Origin of the sequence: Micromonospora sp. LHW51205 (assembly GCF_003315815.1) — a bacterium.
In the GTDB taxonomy this organism is placed as follows: domain Bacteria; phylum Actinomycetota; class Actinomycetes; order Mycobacteriales; family Micromonosporaceae; genus Micromonospora; species Micromonospora chalcea.
Genome location: NZ_QMEZ01000001.1, coordinates 798,053 through 814,759, shown reverse-complemented (window position 1 = coordinate 814,759; position 16,707 = coordinate 798,053). Strand labels below are relative to the sequence as shown.

Below are 16,707 nucleotides of genomic sequence, written 5' to 3'. Positions count from 1 at the left end.
GTGCTGATCGCGGGGTGCCGCAAAATCACGACTTGTAGACGTTGTACGCCTCGACCGCGCTCCACCGGCATTCGAATCGGTCGACCGGGTCGAGGCTCCCGGTGACCTTGCGCCAGAGGCCCTTGAAGTCGCCGGAGTTGTTGCAAATCGCCTGGAACTGCAACTCCACACCAGGGGAATTTTGGCACTCACTCCACGTTGCGGTCTTGCGCCAGTGGGCAGCGCAACCCTTGTAACGGGAAGTGTCGCCAGCGGCTTGCGCGGGTAGTGGTGCCAACAACGCGACCGCGGCAAAGCTTGCGAGCACGCCCGCAGCAGCGAGATTGAGCTTGCGATTCACTTTTCCTCCTCAGCTCTAGCAATATCGGGTCGAGGCTCGCGCACGTATGCACCTGGAGCGCATACGTGCGCGACTTGGCGTATGCGGACGACATGCGGAGGCTGTCGATATTGGGCGCTACCCTGCGGGACGCGGTGCCAAGATGCGAGCACCGACCCGCTGAGTCGTCAACCTACTGAGGGAGCGCCGACATGCAGCTGCGACGATCAAGTAAAGCGGTTATCGGACTACTGGCAGGGCTTGCAGGCCTGATTCTCGTGGCACCGCCCGCCCAAGCAGGCGGCGACACCGGCCGCTACCACGGATGTGCCGCGCACTGGCGGGAGACCGCGACCTGGAACGAATGCCAGAACGCAACCGGAGTAGACGTCCGGCTTGAAAGTGATTGCAACAATCAGGGTGACTACACAGGGAGCTACAAGTACGTGAAGGGCACCGTCAACCCGCTTGACCGGTTCGAGTGCCGATGGAAGGCCAACGGTGCCGCGCTCGGGTTCAAGTAGGTTCGCCGGATAATCATCCGACCTGACCGTACGCTGCGGGAGTATCCGAGAGCAGCCGAAATTCTGTGACCAGGAATTTGATTCAAGAATCGACGGGGGAAATCATGAGGACGAAGCCAGCCCTGTTGGCCGTTGCCGCGATGATCGGTACCGCTATTGCCCTGCCGGGGAGCAACCCAGCCATGGCGGACGGAGATACCAGCCGGCAGTACGGGTGCGCGGCACACTGGCGTACCACAGCCGCGTGGAATGAATGCCAGAACTCGCCCGGTGTCAAAATCAAGCTGAGAGTCGACTGCGACTGGCAACTTGACTACAGTGGGCAATGGCGTACGGTGAAGGGGTCCGTCAATCCGGTGGATCGATTTGAGTGTGACCTACGCGCCTTGAGTGCCGCCAACTCCTTCTCGTAGGGCGAAATAGCAGGGGTGCTTCCCTGCGCCAGATTGACGCGGGGGAGCACCCCTTTACGGAGGGCTGGATGTATGACCAGAGCAATTGAAGCACGAGAAATCACTCAGGGCTATGGAACTAAGAAGGTGTTGGAGAACCTCGACCTCGTGCTAGGCAAGGGAATATTTGGGCTACTGGGTCCAAATGGTGCTGGAAAGACGACCCTCCTCAGGACGCTCGCTACAGTCGTGCCGCCCGTGAGGGGCGATCTGACGATCTGCGGTAACCGGCTCGATCGAGCCTCGAATATACGCCTCGCCAGACGGCAGATCGGTTACCTGCCGCAACACTTCGGCTTCTTTCCGAACTTCACTGTATATGAGTTCGTGCGCTACTGCGCATGGTTGCGCGAGGTGGATCGGAAGAAGATTCACGAGGCAACGATCGAAGCTATCGAGAGGGTGTCTCTTTCGGCCCAGTCAAAAACGAAGTTGCGGAAGCTGTCCGGGGGCATGCTCAGAAGATGTGGTGTGGCCCAGGCGATCGTGGGAAACCCTGGCCTCATCTTGCTGGATGAGCCCACAGTGGGGCTGGATCCCGCCCAGCGGTTGGAGTTCCGGGATCTCCTACGCTCCTTTTCCGACACCACAGTCCTCCTCAGCACCCATCTGGTCGAGGACGTTTCGGCCACCTGTGACGAAGCTATTGTCATGGAGGACGGGGAGTTCCGTTTTCGTGGTACGCCCACCGAGTTGGAGAACGCCGCCCGTCACGGCGCCCGCGGGGACACCGCACTGGAACGGGGCTACACCTCCGTGCTGGAGATGATGAAGGTCCCCTCATGACCAAGATCTTTTTCATCGAGATGCGGCGGTCGCCTCTCAGGTGGTGGCTTCCCTTCCTCGTGCTGGTGGATGTCTCGATGCTTTTCAGTCGGTCCACGGAGTGGATCGGTGTCTGGCCCCAGACCAGTGCTGCCGCGCAGCTTCCGGTGTTCTACTTCGCAATCATTCTGGCGGCCGGGGCGGCATGGGCTTCCGGCCGGGTGTACCGGTCCGAAACGACAGAGAACATGGCGGCGGCAGCCTCACCGCCCTGGCGTCGGGAGGCAATTCAGCTCGCGACGACGGTCGTCTACGGCCTCATGCCGTTCCTGGTGGGAACAGTTGTCGCGGCGGTTACTACCGCGATCGGCGACTCCCCACGCGGTTTCCTCTGGCCCGGCTACCTGGTCCTGGCCACAGTGCTGATCGTCTGCACCTGCGCGCTGGGTCATCTGTTGGGCCGTACCATCCAAAGCAAGATCGCGGCACCACTCATCGGACCTGTGGTGGTGTTCATGATCGTCGGGTTCGGTGTACTACCGTTCCTTGAACTCGCGGTCCTGTCCGGCGCTCCGCAGTTCAAAGTTGAGTTGGCGCCCATGCTCGCGCGCCTGGCCTTGGCGGCCGCGCTTGTCGGGGCGGCACTCTCGGCGGGGGGAACGGCGGCCGGACGGTCGTGGTCGTGGTTCGGGCGCGGCTACCAGTTCCAGCATGCCGCCTATCTGGCCTCCGCCGGAGCCGTGGTGCTCTCCCTCGTGTTGATATATGTCGCGGGGCCGCTCCGCTCGGCTCGTCCAGCCCCGGAAGAGCCCTTGTGTTCCGACTCCACCCCCAAGGTGTGCGTGTGGCCCGAGCAGCGCGTCCACCTGGCCCGGATGGTCCCCGTCGCGGAGAGGCTCGGCGCTCTTTCAGCGGTACTGGTCGTGCCCGGAACGTTCTACGAGGAAGGGCTGCGAGGGCCGCTGGGTAGCAACAGCGACTTCGCTCTCGTGCTCGGAGACTGGGCAGCCACGCGCGGCATGGTGTCTACGTCGCTCAACGACACCTTCGGGGTGCCTGCCTGCGAACCGATGAACGATCTCGACCTCCAGAGGAACGCCGAGGCGTTCACGATTCTGAAGGAATGGATCGTCGCTCGTGTCTACGGACCGAAGCCCTCCGACATCCACGGAGGCTTCGAATACGACGAGGAGGAACTGACGCGAGTGCTCGCCTCGTCGGAGTCGCAGCAGGTGGACTGGGCGCGGTCCAAGATCGCCATCGTTCGGGAGACAACCTGTGGAGGATAGAACTGAGAGGATCTTCTACCTTCGGTCGCGCCGGGCAAGGAGTACCTCGTTCGTCCTCGCACTCATCGGGATTCTCGCCGCCGTGTGGGGTGCACTGGAGATGTCTGTTCCCACCGCGACGGCGACCGGATCAGTGGCCATGCCGGTTTGGGTGGTGCTTCCGATCCCCGCCGCAGCCGCGATAGCTGCCGGGATCTGGTCCGAGATGGACATGCTGGAAGCTGGTGCCAGCCGGCAGCTCTGGCGGTTCGACCTCACCGCCCTGGTCGCGGGCATGCTCGTGGCGGCGGTCTTTCTGGGATTGGGCCTCGTTGTCGGTGGAGTCGGACGAGCAGTCCCGGACGCGTTGCGAAATCTCGTCTTCTGGACAGGAGTCGCTCTCGTCTCCGCGGCGCTGTTCGGACGTAGGCTCGCCTGGGCGCTGCCTTTAGCAGCCTTCTTCCCATACGACTGGTTCGGGTTCAGCTACCACACGAACGAACCCAAGGCGTGGGCAACCCCGATGCTGCACCTGTCGGTGGAGACGGCGCTGATCTCGATAGGGGTCTTTGCCGCGGGAGCAGCCCTCGCCACGAACCCCAGGGCCCGGCGGTTCAACTTCGGGAGGCATCTAGTGATGTTTCGCCGTTGACGCGCGTCCTGGATCAGTGGACCGGTGCTCGAATTCGAGCACCGGTCCAGGCGTCATCCGGGGATTTGACGGCAAGTCCACGCTCAACGGGCTGCACGAACAGGGCGCCCCGCGGCGGGCGAATATCGGCGAACTTTCGCATCCCCCGCGGAGCGCCCTGCGCTAACCGGTCTGCTGTTGTGAAGGCTCCGGTCAGTCCTGATTCTCAGCGCCGGAGAGCGCCGCTGTCCGAGTCAGAGGCGGAAGCCGTTCCAAGCCTTCGCGGCCCGGTTTATGCATTCGTGTCGGCTTACCGGGTCCTTGGAGCCATTCACCGTCACCCAGGGCGAGTAGTAGTCCGGGTTCCCGCTCTCCCAGGTGCAATCGACTTGCAGTTGAACGGTGACGTTAGAACTGTTCTGACACTCGTTCCAGGTGGCGGTGACGCGCCAGTGCGCCGCGCAACCGTGGACCCGCTGAGTATCGCCGCTGGCACTTGCCGTCTGCGGGACGGCGAAGATCGGCAGAAGGGCGGCAGCGGTCAGTAGACCCACAAATGGCTTTATGGCCCTCATTGAATAGCTCCTTGCTGTCAGGAATGAAAGGCAACCAGGGCGCTGTTCACGTGGTATCTGCATTCGTGCTGGTCCGCGGGGTCGATCGAGCCCTTGACATACCGGAATTTGCCGGTGTAGTCGGATGTGTAGTTGCAGTCGGCCTGCAGTTGGACGTAGATGCCGGGTGAGTTCTGGCACTCGTTCCATGAAGCGGTGTTCCGCCAGTGCGCCGCGCATCCGTGCTGACGCGCGGTATCGCCCGCGGCCATGGCCGGTGCAGCCGAATAGGCAAGAGCGGCTGCGGTGGCCAGTGTTGCCGCCGCAAAAAAAACGTGCTTCTTGCTCCCTCGCATGGGGATGCCCTTTCGTGTCTTGTTTCCCGACGGAAGCTGTGCAGGTGTCACGAGTGCCTAGCGGAATCCGTTCGACGCGCCGAGGGCTTTGATCCGGCATTCGTATGTGTCGACCGGGTTAACCGTCCCCTTGATTGTCTTCCAGGCACCGTCGTGATCGACTTGCCAGTCGCAGTCGGACCGAAGCCTGATCTGGACGCCCGAGCTGTTCTGGCACTCGTTCCAGGTTGCGGTCGCACGCCAGTGTGCTGCGCAGCCGTAGTGTCGACTGGTATCGCCGTCTGCCATCGCCGGCAGCGTCGGTCCCATCGCACTTGCCATTGCTCCCAAGCCAACAGCAAACGCTGCGACTCTTCGTCTCGCCCTCATTGGACTCCCCTCTGTATGGGACAGGCGAAGTGCGGCCCGAGGGCCTGCTTCGCTTTCGAATGCAAGTCTGACTTTTCGCTGCACATGTTTCGCATACCTGAGATGCGCCCTGCCGTGTCGATCAACATCGGCCGGCCCACTGCGGTCTGCTCGGCCCGGGGGCCGAGGCGCCTCGACCAGCTCGCGGAAATTTCGCTTGTGTGCAAGCGATTCACCAGATCGTTCGGGCGTCAGGGCTACTCAAAGCGGTGCCAGTCCTTCGGCGCCGTGACCGGAGCGCGGCGCGGAAGCGCTGCGGGCGGCGAGCTTCCCGCCGCGCTGCACAGTCCGGCTTGGAGCCGCCCTGGAAAATCGGTCTAGAACTAGGGGTGCAAATGTCTAGCGCCGCGATAACATGAGTGACGGGTGCCCTTGATGCCGGCGAAGATCAGCCCGGGATGAGAATGGCTCCCCCGGGCTGTCGATCTTCCGTTGCCTTTTCTGCGGAACGTTACGCTTTTCTATACTGGACGTCGGCCGCTCAGTTGTCGTGCCGCATAGTCAGTATGCGGGTGCTGGGTTGAGCCGGTTGTCTGGGCGAGTACGACGCGTGCCTTCTGAACGAGCTGCACGGCACACGAGTGGCCGCCGATGAGGTTCTGTCCTCTCACCAAGAGGGCCCATCCTCGATCTCTCGCCGGATCGGTCGCGAGGAGATTCATCAATCGCGCGACCATGACTTCGAGGTCGCCTATCTCGAACTCGATTTCGGCCAGTTCTTCTGTGGTGCTGAGCCAGTCCAGATTGAGCCCGTCGGCGTGCATGCCCATGCTAACGGTCTTGGGAAGGTCGTCACCTGCTCGGCCTTGCCAAAGGCTCAGCGCGGCTCGCATCGTGTGAGCTGCGGCAGTCAGGTCGCCGCGGGCCTTTAACTGCTGTCCAGCTATCCGGAGCTTCTTGAACTCATTGACGTCGAGGTCGGCTTCATCAAATTCGAGGGCGTATCCATTCCCGCGATAAGTGACAAGGCGAAGATTGCTGGTTGAGTCGAGGAGTGAGCGCCTCAACTTCGTGGCGTAACTTCTGATGTTCGCCTCAGCGGATGCTGGCGGTTCGTCCCAGAGCCAGTTGAGGAGACGGTAGGTTGAGACCATCGTTCCCTGGTTTGCAGCCAAAGCTGAAATCAAACCGCGAACCATGGTTGTTTCCCATGGCCGCGAATTGATCTGTCCAATGCGCACGTGGCCCAATAGGTTTAAACTTGTTTTTGAAATGTGCATATCGCCCCCGTAGACGGTACGCTGTAGGCTACCGCATCCATCGATGGCCGGCAAGGCCATTTGGTTGAGGGGCGGCCCAGCATCCCGTGACTTCGTTGGACAGGGCAAACCTACCTGCCGCTCTGAGAAAGGGTGGTCGCCCGCCGTGCAAGAGGGCTGAGTCACCGATGGTGAGCACATCATTCGGATGGGCTGTGCCGGGTGCCGGGCGTCTAGCACTTTCTGGACCTGAGCGGCTGCCATAAGAGCCGGTGAATGACCTGGCGGCCTTGACCAGCGGCCCGTCAAAGGTGGAGGACTGGGGAGGCGAAAGGGTGAAGGCGCGCCGTCCTGATCGTACGTACTCGCTAATCGGGGGCGTCTTCGTCGGCGTGGTCAGCAAGGCGTTCGAGTCGCTTGCAGCCCGCTGGCGATCGGCTTCAGCCTGGTCTGCATCGTGGTGGGCGTCGCTGAGCTTCGTGCTCAACTTCGCGCAGATCGAGGAGGGGCCGCGGGTCTCCCGCAGCGCTACGCCTGGACGGCCGCCTTCGGCATCGCCGACGCCCGCCTGCCGCATCCGCGGCGGCGGGCGTCGCCGTTTTCCCGCCTCTTCCGGGCCGCCCGGGGCAGAGTGGGACTCGGGTACGTGGGCGGGAGGTGGTCACGGTGCGCAGTGCCAATCCGGTGCTGGACCGGCTGGACGACGTCGGCCGCGCCGAACGGCAGGTGCTCGGGGTCGGAACCGCCGACGCGATGACAGTGGCCGACGTGGTGAGCCGCACCGTGGGCCTGCTGCTGGTCACCGGCGTCACGGCGGCGCTGTCCTGGGTGCTGGTGCCGCAGGCCGCGTGGATCTCCGCCGCGCTGGCCGGAAGCGCGCTGGCCAGCCTCGCCCTGGTGCTCGTCATCTCGCTGAAGCAGATCACCAGTCCGCCGGTCATCGTCGGGTACGCCGTGTTGCAGGGGCTGCTGCTCGGGGTGGCCAGCCGCGCCTTCGAACTGGTCTACCCGGGCATCGTGGCGCAGGCGGTGGTCGGCACGTTCGGCGTCTTCCTCGGCATGGCAGTGCTCTACCGGGCCCGGCTGGTACGCGCCACGCCGCGCCTGGCCCGCCTGGTCATCGGCACGCTCGTCGGGATCGTGGCGATCGGCCTGGTCAACCTGTTCGCGTACCTGTTCACCGGGCGGCAGGGCGTGGCCGTCTACAGCCTCAGCGACCGGGTGGGCTGGCTGCCGTACGTGTTCTCGGTGGTGGCGATCATCGCCGGGGCGCTCAGCTTCATCCTCGACTTCGACCTGGTCGAGCGGTCGGCCGCGAATCGGCTGCCCCGCCGCTACGCCTGGTACTGCGCGTTCGGGCTGCTCGTCGGGCTGATCTTCCTGTACTGGCAGATCCTGCGCCTGCTCAGCTACGTACGCCGCTGAGCACGCTCCGGCCCGGCGTCGCCGTAGACTCGGCGGCGATGAGCGCAGCGGAACTGGACCGGGCGGTGACCCTGCTGGTCCGACAGGTGGGGCACTGGCAGCAGCCGCGCTGGTCGGCCAAGGCCGAGGGCGGCAACGTGTCCCGGGCCGACCTGGTGCACAAGCTGGTCCAGGAGATCGCCAACCTGGCCGCCGACGCGGCGGGCGAGCCGCGCCGCGAGGTGCCCCGGCTCCCCAGCGACCAGGCGCTCCCAGACCAGCTCCGCGTGGTAACCGCCGACCTGACGCTGGCCGATCCTCCCGCCCCCGTCCTGGCCGAGGCCGCCGAGGCGATAACCCGAACCCGCGCCGCCCTCTGACCCGCCCCCTGCCCTTTCGTCGCGTTGATCATGAAGTTGGCGGCGACAAAACGGACGCGGATCCCCGCTAACTTCATGATCGACCGGGTGGCGGGGGGCGGTCAGGGGTTGAGCCAGCGGCGTGCCTTGCGGCGTCGGGCCCGGTCGCGTGCCCGCAGGACCGCCGGGCGGTCGTGGCCGGCGGCCTCCGCCTGCCTCCCGTGCAGCAGGCCGTAGGTGAACGTGTTCTCGCCGTCGGCGTACGCCTGGAGCGCCTGCCGCCGCAGCGTCTCCCGGGTCACCACCGAATCCTGGTGGGCGCCGAGCAGATCCTGGAGCGCCTTGAACCGCTTCACCAGGCGGGCGGCCGGTTTGCCGGCGCTCGGCTCCCGCACCTCCACCGCGTACCGGGCCGCCTTGTGCTTCTTACGCGCCTCGTGCAGCGCCGCGTCCCCGGCCGTCCCTTCGAGCGTGAGCGCCCGGTCCAGCCGTTCGTCAGCGCGGCGTACCGCCTTGCGGATCCGCCGGTCCACCCAGCGCCGGCCCACGTCGGCCGGTGCGCCGTCGACCAGCCGATCCAGGCGGGCCAGCAGCTCGGCATAGCGGTCGGAGTCCAACGCGGACCGCAGCGCCGCCGTCGTCCCGGCCAGGTCGGCCGCGAACCGCTCGCCGATCCGCGCGGCCACCGGGCCGAGCACCAGCTCGTCCGGCAGCTCGTGCACCGCCTCGGTGAGCCGGGCCGCCATCACCTGGGTGTCGCGGACCCGGCCCAGCTCGCCGCCGAGCCAGCGCAGCTCGGCCCGGACCGCCTCGCTCTCCCGGCGGTCCCACAACCCCCGGAACGTACGCAGCGTCGCCCGCAACCGGCGGGCCGCGACGCGCATGTCGTGGACCGCGTCCTCGTCACCCTGGTACGCGGCCGCGTGGTTGCCGACGATCGCGTCCCGCTGCGCCCTGGCGTACGTGAGGACCGGCCCCACCGGGCCGTCCGGTTCCCGGTCGTCGAAGCGCTCGATCCGGCCCGCGACGGCCCGGTGCGACTTGCTGACCGCCACCTCCCGGGCACCTGCCGCGCGCAGCCGCTCGCCCAGCGCGTCGAGCAGCGCCTCGTCGCCGTCGACCAGCTCGATCTCGATCTCGTGCCAGGTCCGCGCGGCGCCGTCCACCAGATCCTCGGACCGGACGTCGTCCTCGGCCACCTCGGCCAGCACCCGGCCGTCCGCGTCCAGCAGCCGCCGTTCCCGGCGGCGGTTGACCACCCGGGCGGCCGGAGCGACGGTACGGCCCCGCGACGCGCCCCGGATCAGCGCGACCATCTCGGCCGGCGGGCCGTCGTCGGACGCCCCGGCCGGGAACTGGTGCTCGACCCGCGCGCCGCCGACCGCGCCCACCTTGAGATGCCAGCCCGCGTCGTGCCCCCCGGTACGCCGGCGCAGCGCGTGCCCGCTGCGCAGCAGGAGCAGGTCGTCGGTGTCCCAGTAGACGGCGTCCAGATCCGAGACGGTGGCGTCGGACATGGTCACGACGCCACCGCACCCGGTCAGGTCGGGCAGCTGGAAACCCTCGTCGCCGGAGTACTTGCGCTCACGTTCCACGACGGTCGCCATACGGCCTCCCGTACCCGGCCCGCGCGCCGGCGAACCGGTCTCAGCTCAGTCGCTCCAGCACCATCGCCATGCCCTGGCCGCCGCCGACGCACATGGTCTCCAGACCGATGGTCTTGTCGTGCCACTCCAGCGCGTTGAGCAGCGTGCCGGTGATCCGGGCGCCGGTCATGCCGAACGGGTGGCCGACGGCGATCGCGCCACCGGCGACGTTCAGCTTCTCCTCCGGGATGCCGAGCTGCCGGTACGAGGGGATCACCTGCGCGGCGAACGCCTCGTTGATCTCGACCAGGTCGACGTCGTCGATGGTCATGCCGGCCCGCTTCAGCGCCTGCTTCGACGCCTCGACCGGGCCCAGGCCCATGATCTCGGGAGAGAGCGCGCTGACGCCGGTGGAGACGATCCGGGCCAGCGGGGTGAGACCCAGCTCGGACGCCCGCTCGGCGCTCATGATCACTACTGCGGCGGCGCCGTCGTTGAGCGGGCAGCAGTTGCCGGCGGTGATCCGGCCGTCCGGGCGGAACACCGGCTTCAGACCGGCCACGGCCTCCAGGGTCACCCCGGCACGCGGGCCGTCGTCGCTGCTGACAACTGTGCCGTCCGGCGTGGTGACCGGGGTGATCTCGCGGGCCCAGAAGCCGTCCGCGATCGCCTTCTCCGCGAGGTTCTGGCTGCGGACGCCGAACGCGTCCATGTCCTCGCGGGTCACGTCGTATACCTGGGCCAGGTTCTCCGCGGTCTGGCCCATGGCGAGGTAGATGTCGGGGAGCTGCCCGGCCTCGCGCGGGTCGGCCCACACCTCGGCGCCGCCCTGGGCGCGGGCCGCGGAACGCTCCCGGGCCTCGGCGAAGCGGGGGTTCTCCCAGCCGCCGCCGACCAGCGCCTGCGCCTCCGGCGGCAGCGTGTCCGAGTTGCCCCGGGCGTACCGGGAGACCATCTCCACACCGGCGGAGATGAACACGTCGCCCTCACCGGCCCGGATCGCGTGCATCGCCATCCGCGTGGTCTGGAGCGAGGACGCGCAGTAGCGGGTCAGCGTGGCGCCCGGCAGGCCGTCCAGACCCATCAGCGTGGCGACCACCCGGGCCATGTTGAAGCCCTGCTCGCCGCCGGGCAGGCCGCACCCGAGGTAGAGGTCGTCGATGGTGGTGGGATCGAGCGCCGGAACCTTGTCGAGGGCGGCCTGGACGATGGTGGCGGCGAGGTCGTCCGGGCGGACCTCGCGGAGGGAACCCTTGAACGCGCGGCCGATGGGGGACCGGGCGGTGGCGACGATGACGGCGTCGCGGGGCGACTCAATCGGCATGAGCCAACGTTAACGCGCCGGTAACATGCGCGGGAAGGTGTGCGGTGGGCGGGAAATGTCACCCCGTGGGCGGTCGGCGGTGGTGCCGGAACGCGACAGTCGCCGCCGCCTCGACCGCCGGCAGCAGGGCGTGCGCCCAGACCCGGTAGCCGTCGGCGGACGGGTGGAAGCCGTCGCGGCAGAGCGTGCCGGCATCCGCGCGGAACACCGGGCCCGTCTCGGTGCCCAGGTCGACAACCGTGCCACCGGCGTCGAGCACGGCCGCCGTCTGGGCCCGTGCCATCCGCCGGCCGGACCAGCCGAGCACCTGACGCAGCGGGGCGGCGACCGCGCGTACCGCGCCGAGGTCGGGGCAGGTGCCCACCACCACCTCGACGTGCGCCTCCCGCAGCCGGCGCACCGCCGAGCCGAGATAGGCGGCCGCGTCACCCGGGCGGCTCAGCGCCGTCGCGTCGTTCGCCCCGATCAGCACCACCGCCACGTCGGGCCGCTCGCCGAGCAGCGCCCGGGCCACCTGGGTGGCCAGGTCGGTGGCGCGGGAGCCGGAGACCCCGACGCTGGACAGATGCACCCGGCGGCCGTGCGGCCCCTCGGCGAGCAGGTTCGCGAGCTGACCGCCGATCGTCTCCTCGAAGCGGTCGACGCCGACACCGAGCGCCGACGAGTCGCCGAGCAGCACCAGGCGCAGCGGCGGCGCGTCCGCCCGGCCGACCGTCGCGCGCAACACCAGACCCAGCTCGGGCTGGGCGTACTCCCGGCTGCGGGCGGCGATGGCCTGCCCGGCGAGGACCGCCGCGCCGCCCACCGTGCCGGCCAGCAGCGACAGGGCCGCCGCCCGGCCCCACCGGGCCACCTCGTTCCGCTCGCTCATGACAGCACTCCGCTTCGCTCCGTGCCGTCATGAGGCACGTTTGCGCTGAGCTGGCCGATTCGCTCGCTGCGCTCGCTCATGACAGCACTCCGCTTCGCTCGCTCATGCCGTTTCCTCCAGGGTGGCCGAGTCGGCGGCGCTGCCGGTCGGGGGCAGCGCGCCGACGCCGAAGAAGGCCCGTCGGCGAAGCTGCGCCCAGCGTCCGCCGGGCCCGCGGTCGCGACCCCGGAGCTGGGCGCCGCTGACCTCCGTGCCGGCGTGCCGGGCCGCCTCGTGAGCCGCCTCCGGGAGCGACCGTACGCCTTCCACGCCGGGCAGGACAGGCCTGCGTTCCGGGACCGCGCCCAGCGCGGACAGCACGGTGGGCAGCAACGCCGCCGCGGCTATCGCGTACCCCTCGGCGGAGGGGTGGAACCGGTCCCAGGCGAACATCCGGGCGGGCTCGGCGGCGAACCGCGGCCCGAGCATGTCGCCGAGTGAGACGGCCCGGCCGCCGGCCTCGACCACGCCCACCGTCTGCGCGGCCGCGAGCTGGCGGCTCCAGCGCCGGGCCAGCCAGCGCAGCGGCGGCTGGATCGGCCGGATGGTGCCCAGGTCGGGACAGGTGCCGACGACCACCTCGCAGCCGGCCGCCCGCAGCGCGCGGACCGCGTCGACCAGGTAGCGCACGGCCAGCCCCGGCGGCGTGCGGTTGGTGACGTCGTTGCCGCCCACCAGGATCACCGCCACGTCCGGCTCGACCTCCAGGGCGGACTCGACCTGCGGTTTCAGCCCGGACGAGAGCGCGCCCACCACGGCGAACCGGTGCAGGCGTACCGGCCGGTGCAGGCGGCGGGACAGCCCGGTGGCCAGCAGCGAGCCCGGTGTCTCCCGGCGCCTGTGCACGCCGTAGCCGGCTGCCGAGGAGTCGCCCAGGATGACCATGGTGACCGGCGGGCCGGGCAGCTTCGCGCCGTACACGCCGTCGCAGCGCGGTGGCGGGGCCTGCGCCATCGGGATGGTGCGCCGGGCCTGCCGGGCCTGGCCGAGCAGCACCCCGCCGGTGGCGGCGGTGGCCGCCACCGTGGCGCCCGTGCCGATCGCCGCGAGGCGGGCGATCTGCCGGACGCGCTGCCAGTGGACCGGCGCGACGGAACCAGCGTCCCCCATGAACCGACAGTATCGCGCCGGTACGACCACTGCTGTCCTTGATCGGATGGCTGGGCGGCGCCCGGACTGGGTACCGATGGGGGTGGCGGACGGGCTTGCCCCCGGGCCGCACCATGGTCGGGCGGAGAGGGGCGAAGACATGGGGAAGACGTTGAAGCGCAGCGCCGCGTTCGCCGCGCTGGCCCGGGCGCTGGCGGCCGGTACGCGGGGCGGGCCGTCGCTCGGGGCCCGGCTGGCGGCGCTGCCGAGGATGATCCGCGCCACCACCAGGGGCGAGTACGACGGCGGCCTGCGCCTGGCGCTGATGGCCGGCGCGACCGCGTACATCGTCAGCCCGATCGACCTGCTGCCGGAGATCCCGCTGGCGATCTTCGGGCTGGCCGACGACGCGGTGATGGTCACCTGGCTGGCCGGCAGCGTGCTCGCCGAGACCGAACGGTTCCTGGAGTGGGAGGCACGTCGCAGCTCGGTCATCCCGGGGCATGTGGTGCCCTGACGGCACGTACGCTGGTCGGCGAACTGACGGCTGACCGACCGCCCCACGACGGCGGCGCGACGAAGGGCACAACGAGGTGCAGTACTACGACAACGTCGTCGAGCTGATCGGCAACACCCCGCTGGTCCGCCTGCGCAACGTCACCGAGGGCATCCAGGCCACCGTGCTGGCGAAGGTGGAGTACGTCAACCCGGGCGGCTCGGTCAAGGACCGGATCGCGATGCGCATGGTGGAGGACGCCGAGAAGGCGGGCATCCTGCGGCCGGGCGGCACGATCGTGGAGCCGACCAGCGGCAACACCGGCGTCGGGCTGGCCCTGGTGGCCCAGCTCAAGGGCTACCGCTGCGTCTTCGTCTGCCCGGACAAGGTCAGCCAGGACAAGCAGGACGTGCTGCGCGCGTACGGCGCCGAGGTGGTGGTCTGCCCGACCGCCGTCGCGCCGGAGGACCCGCGCTCCTACTACAACGTGTCCGACCGGCTGGCCCGGGAGATCCCCGGCGCGTGGAAGCCCAACCAGTACAGCAACCCGGCCAACCCGCGCTCGCACTACGAGACCACCGGCCCGGAGCTGTGGAAGCAGACCGAGGGCAGGATCACCCACTTCGTGGCGGGCGTCGGCACCGGCGGCACCATCTCCGGCATCGGCCGCTACCTCAAGGAGGCGTCCGAGGGCCGGGTCAAGGTGATCGGCGCGGACCCGGAGGGCTCGGTCTACTCGGGCGGCACCGGCCGGCCGTACCTGGTCGAGGGCGTCGGTGAGGACTTCTGGCCGGAGACGTACGACCGGAAGATCGCCGACGAGATCGTCGAGGTGTCGGACAAGGAGTCCTTCGAGATGACCCGCCGGCTCGCCCGCGAGGAGGGTCTGCTGGTCGGCGGCTCCTGCGGCATGGCCGTGGTGGGTGCGCTGGAGGTGGCCCGCAAGGCCGGCCCGGACGACGTGATCGTGGTGCTGCTGCCGGACGGCGGCCGGGGCTACCTGTCGAAGATCTTCAACGACAAGTGGATGGCCCGGTACGGCTTCCTGGACGACTCGGGCACCGAGCCGACGGTCGCCGACGCGCTCGCCGGCAAGCCCGGTGGCCTGCCCGAGCTGGTGCACGTGCACCCGACCGAGACGGTCCGCGACGCGATCGACTACATGCGCGAGTACGGCGTCTCGCAGCTCCCGGTACTCAAGGCCGAGCCGCCGGTGGTGACCGGTGAGGTGGCCGGTTCGATCGCCGAGAAGGACCTGCTCGACGCGCTGTTCACCGGCCAGGCCCACCTGCACGACACGATCGAGCGGCACATGGGCGAGCCGCTGCCGATGATCGGCGGCGGCCAGCCGGTGAGCGAGGCGGTCGGGCTGCTGGAGAAGGCGGACGCGGCGCTGGTGCTGGTCGACGGCAAGCCCAAGGGCGTGCTGACCCGCCAGGACCTGCTGGCCCACCTCGGCGCCCGCTGACCCTGCTTGTAAGGAAGGGGCCCCTTTTAACACCGCGGTGTTAAAAGGGGCCCCTTCCTCTACCGGAGGCGTTAATAAGGGGCCCTTCCTTACAAGCGGCGGGCGTAGCGGAGTTGGGGGACCAGCACCCGGCCGATGTGTTCGTCCCGCTCATCACCGGTGGCGGTCCAGCCGCCGCGCTCGTAGAAACGGCGCGCGTGGGCGTTGTCCCGCAGCACCCACAGCACCGCGCGCGTCCAGCCCCGGGCCCGCATCGCGTCGAGCGCGTCCACCATCAGCGCCCGTCCGGTGCCCCGGCCCCGCTCGGACGGCTCCAGGTGGATCGCGTTGAGCAGCCCGGTCGCCGGGTCGCCCTCGTCGTCCGGCCCGAGGTAGCTGAAGCCCACCAGCTTCCCGTCCCGCTCGGCCACCGTCATCCGGTGGTCCGCGCCCTCCCAGGTCAGCCGTTCCACCCAGTAGCGGCCCATCGCCTCCGGCGTCGGGTCGGCCAGCGCCTCGGGCGGCAGGAACGACGAGTACGCCGCCACCCGGGAACGCTGGTGCAGGGCGCCGACCGCCATCAGGTCGGCCTCGGTCGCGGAACGTAGGGAGATCGTCACCCGGGCGACGGTACCCGCCGGGGCGGCACCTGCACCGTCTGGAGATCCTCGGCGACCACCAGATCACCGGAGAAGTGTTCCCGGGCCTCGTCGTGGAAGCGGCGCGGGTCGGCGTACCGCTGGGAGAAGTGGGTGAGCACGAGCGTCCGTACCCCCGACTCGGCCGCGACCCGCGCGGCCTGGCCGGCGGTGAGGTGCCCGACCTCGGCGGCGAGCGCCGCCTCCGACTCCAGGAACGTCGACTCGATCACCAGCAGGTCGGCGTGCTCGGCGAGCGCGTACACGCCGTCGCAGAGCCCGGTGTCCATCACGAACGCGAACCGCTGCCCCGGCCGGACGACGCTCACCTCGTCCCGGGTGACGCGGCGCCCGTCGCGGTCCAGGTGGCCGTCGCGCAGCAGCCTTCCGGTGTCCGGACCGGCGATGCCGTACGCGGCCAGCCGCTCCGGAAGCATCCGGCAGCCGTCCGGCTCGACCAGCCGGTATCCGTACGTCTCGATCGGGTGCCGCAGCCGGCGGGCCTCCAGCGTGCCGATGCCCAGGGTGATCCGCTGCCCGTCGGCGTCGATCGGCTCGACTGCCAGTTCGGCGGTCTCGTAGAAGCTGGAGGCGTGGCGCAGCCGGGCGAAGTACTCGGCGCCGCCGGCCGGGAAGTGCACAGCCACCGGGCGCGGTACGCGGTCCAGCGAGAGCCGCTGGATCATGCCGGGCAGCCCGAGGCAGTGGTCGCCGTGGAAGTGGGTGACGCAGATCCGGGTCAGGTCGGTGGCGGTGATCCCGGTGTGCAGCATCTGCCGCTGGCTGCCCTCGCCCGGGTCGAAGAGGATCACCTCGTCGTCCCAGCGCAGCAGGTAGCCGTTGTGGTTGCGCTGCCGGGTCGGGGCCTGGCTGGCCGTACCGAGCACCACCAGCTCACGCATGGACACCGCACCCTCCCGAGCGCAAAAAGCGACCCCCGGGGCTTCCGCGCTCGCGCGCGGGCCGGCTGGACTGGGC

Annotated in this window: 19 protein-coding genes; 9 read left to right on the top strand and 10 right to left on the bottom strand. The window is 68.8% G+C overall.

From position 1 onward, the window contains the following. Nucleotides 1-25: 25 nt before the first annotated feature. Entirely contained in the window at nt 26-340 is a 315-nt protein-coding gene (locus DQE82_RS30505) for a hypothetical protein (protein WP_147265120.1), read from the bottom strand. Nucleotides 341-531: 191 nt separating this feature from the next. Here DQE82_RS30505 and DQE82_RS30500 point away from each other — a divergent pair, with 191 nt between their 5' ends. The 4 genes from DQE82_RS30500 (at nt 532) to DQE82_RS03720 (ending at nt 3,980) form a co-directional block, all read left to right on the top strand. Continuing rightward, the gene (locus DQE82_RS30500) at nt 532-843 is read left to right on the top strand and encodes a hypothetical protein (protein WP_147265119.1); all 312 of its coding nucleotides are present in this window, start codon (nt 532-534) and stop codon (nt 841-843) included. Between the two features lie 485 nt (nt 844-1,328). Further along, nucleotides 1,329-2,081: an ATP-binding cassette domain-containing protein gene (locus DQE82_RS03730; RefSeq protein WP_113972015.1), complete on the top strand. Its 753-nt coding sequence runs from the start codon at nt 1,329-1,331 to the stop codon at nt 2,079-2,081. Then, entirely contained in the window at nt 2,078-3,349 is a 1,272-nt protein-coding gene (locus DQE82_RS03725; protein WP_113972014.1) for a hypothetical protein, read from the top strand. Before DQE82_RS03730 ends, DQE82_RS03725 begins: the two co-directional genes overlap by 4 nt. Then, complete coding sequence (locus DQE82_RS03720) at nt 3,339-3,980, top strand: hypothetical protein (protein WP_113972013.1); 642 nt, start codon at nt 3,339-3,341, stop codon at nt 3,978-3,980. Before DQE82_RS03725 ends, DQE82_RS03720 begins: the two co-directional genes overlap by 11 nt. Nucleotides 3,981-4,213: 233 nt before the next feature. Here DQE82_RS03720 and DQE82_RS30495 read toward each other — a convergent pair whose 3' ends face one another. The 3 genes from DQE82_RS30495 to DQE82_RS03715 form a co-directional block, all read right to left on the bottom strand. Then, nucleotides 4,214-4,513 carry a hypothetical protein gene (locus DQE82_RS30495; protein ID WP_147265118.1) on the bottom strand — a complete coding sequence of 100 codons (300 nt, stop codon included), beginning with the start codon at nt 4,511-4,513 and terminating at the stop codon, nt 4,214-4,216. 38 nt (nt 4,514-4,551) lie between these two features. Then, complete coding sequence (locus tag DQE82_RS30490) at nt 4,552-4,869, bottom strand: hypothetical protein (protein ID WP_147265117.1); 318 nt, start codon at nt 4,867-4,869, stop codon at nt 4,552-4,554. 869 nt (nt 4,870-5,738) lie between these two features. Then, on the bottom strand, nt 5,739-6,458 hold the full coding sequence (locus DQE82_RS03715) for a BTAD domain-containing putative transcriptional regulator (RefSeq protein WP_158559963.1): 720 nt from the start codon (nt 6,456-6,458) through the stop codon (nt 5,739-5,741). A 445-nt stretch (nt 6,459-6,903) separates the two neighbouring features. On the opposite strand from DQE82_RS03715, the gene DQE82_RS31410 reads away from it, so the two are divergent. From DQE82_RS31410 to DQE82_RS03700, 3 genes are read left to right on the top strand one after another with little or no spacing between them, the layout of a single operon-like run. After that, on the top strand, nt 6,904-7,233 hold the full coding sequence (locus tag DQE82_RS31410) for a Bax inhibitor-1/YccA family protein (protein ID WP_113972011.1): 330 nt from the start codon (nt 6,904-6,906) through the stop codon (nt 7,231-7,233). After that, the gene (locus DQE82_RS03705) at nt 7,143-7,901 is read left to right on the top strand and encodes a Bax inhibitor-1/YccA family protein (protein ID WP_030501314.1); all 759 of its coding nucleotides are present in this window, start codon (nt 7,143-7,145) and stop codon (nt 7,899-7,901) included. The genes DQE82_RS31410 and DQE82_RS03705 overlap by 91 nt, the downstream gene beginning before the upstream one ends. Nucleotides 7,902-7,939: 38 nt before the next feature. Then, nucleotides 7,940-8,260 carry a hypothetical protein gene (locus DQE82_RS03700; RefSeq protein ID WP_069087424.1) on the top strand — a complete coding sequence of 107 codons (321 nt, stop codon included), beginning with the start codon at nt 7,940-7,942 and terminating at the stop codon, nt 8,258-8,260. 101 nt (nt 8,261-8,361) lie between these two features. Here the strand turns inward: DQE82_RS03700 and DQE82_RS03695 are convergent, their stop codons facing one another. From DQE82_RS03695 to DQE82_RS03680, 4 genes are all read right to left on the bottom strand, one after another. Further along, the gene (locus DQE82_RS03695) at nt 8,362-9,846 is read right to left on the bottom strand and encodes a CYTH and CHAD domain-containing protein (protein ID WP_113972010.1); all 1,485 of its coding nucleotides are present in this window, start codon (nt 9,844-9,846) and stop codon (nt 8,362-8,364) included. Between the two features lie 40 nt (nt 9,847-9,886). Then, nucleotides 9,887-11,149 carry an acetyl-CoA C-acetyltransferase gene (locus DQE82_RS03690; protein WP_113972009.1) on the bottom strand — a complete coding sequence of 421 codons (1,263 nt, stop codon included), beginning with the start codon at nt 11,147-11,149 and terminating at the stop codon, nt 9,887-9,889. 58 nt (nt 11,150-11,207) lie between these two features. Beyond that, on the bottom strand, nt 11,208-12,020 hold the full coding sequence (locus DQE82_RS03685) for an SGNH/GDSL hydrolase family protein (RefSeq protein WP_043326542.1): 813 nt from the start codon (nt 12,018-12,020) through the stop codon (nt 11,208-11,210). A 102-nt stretch (nt 12,021-12,122) separates the two neighbouring features. After that, on the bottom strand, nt 12,123-13,169 hold the full coding sequence (locus DQE82_RS03680) for an SGNH/GDSL hydrolase family protein (protein WP_113972008.1): 1,047 nt from the start codon (nt 13,167-13,169) through the stop codon (nt 12,123-12,125). 139 nt (nt 13,170-13,308) lie between these two features. Between DQE82_RS03680 and DQE82_RS03675 the strand changes: the two genes are divergently transcribed. Both DQE82_RS03675 and DQE82_RS03670 read left to right on the top strand, forming a co-directional pair. After that, a complete protein-coding gene (locus DQE82_RS03675; RefSeq protein ID WP_013474058.1) occupies nt 13,309-13,665 on the top strand; it encodes a YkvA family protein in 357 nt (118 codons plus the stop codon). Between the two features lie 76 nt (nt 13,666-13,741). Continuing rightward, nucleotides 13,742-15,112 carry a cystathionine beta-synthase gene (locus DQE82_RS03670; RefSeq protein WP_043326537.1) on the top strand — a complete coding sequence of 457 codons (1,371 nt, stop codon included), beginning with the start codon at nt 13,742-13,744 and terminating at the stop codon, nt 15,110-15,112. Nucleotides 15,113-15,201: 89 nt separating this feature from the next. Here DQE82_RS03670 and DQE82_RS03665 read toward each other — a convergent pair whose 3' ends face one another. Beyond that, on the bottom strand, nt 15,202-15,711 hold the full coding sequence (locus tag DQE82_RS03665; protein ID WP_043326535.1) for a GNAT family N-acetyltransferase: 510 nt from the start codon (nt 15,709-15,711) through the stop codon (nt 15,202-15,204). Then, complete coding sequence (locus DQE82_RS03660; RefSeq protein WP_113972007.1) at nt 15,708-16,637, bottom strand: ribonuclease Z; 930 nt, start codon at nt 16,635-16,637, stop codon at nt 15,708-15,710. Before DQE82_RS03660 ends, DQE82_RS03665 begins: the two co-directional genes overlap by 4 nt. Nucleotides 16,638-16,707 lie beyond the last annotated feature (70 nt).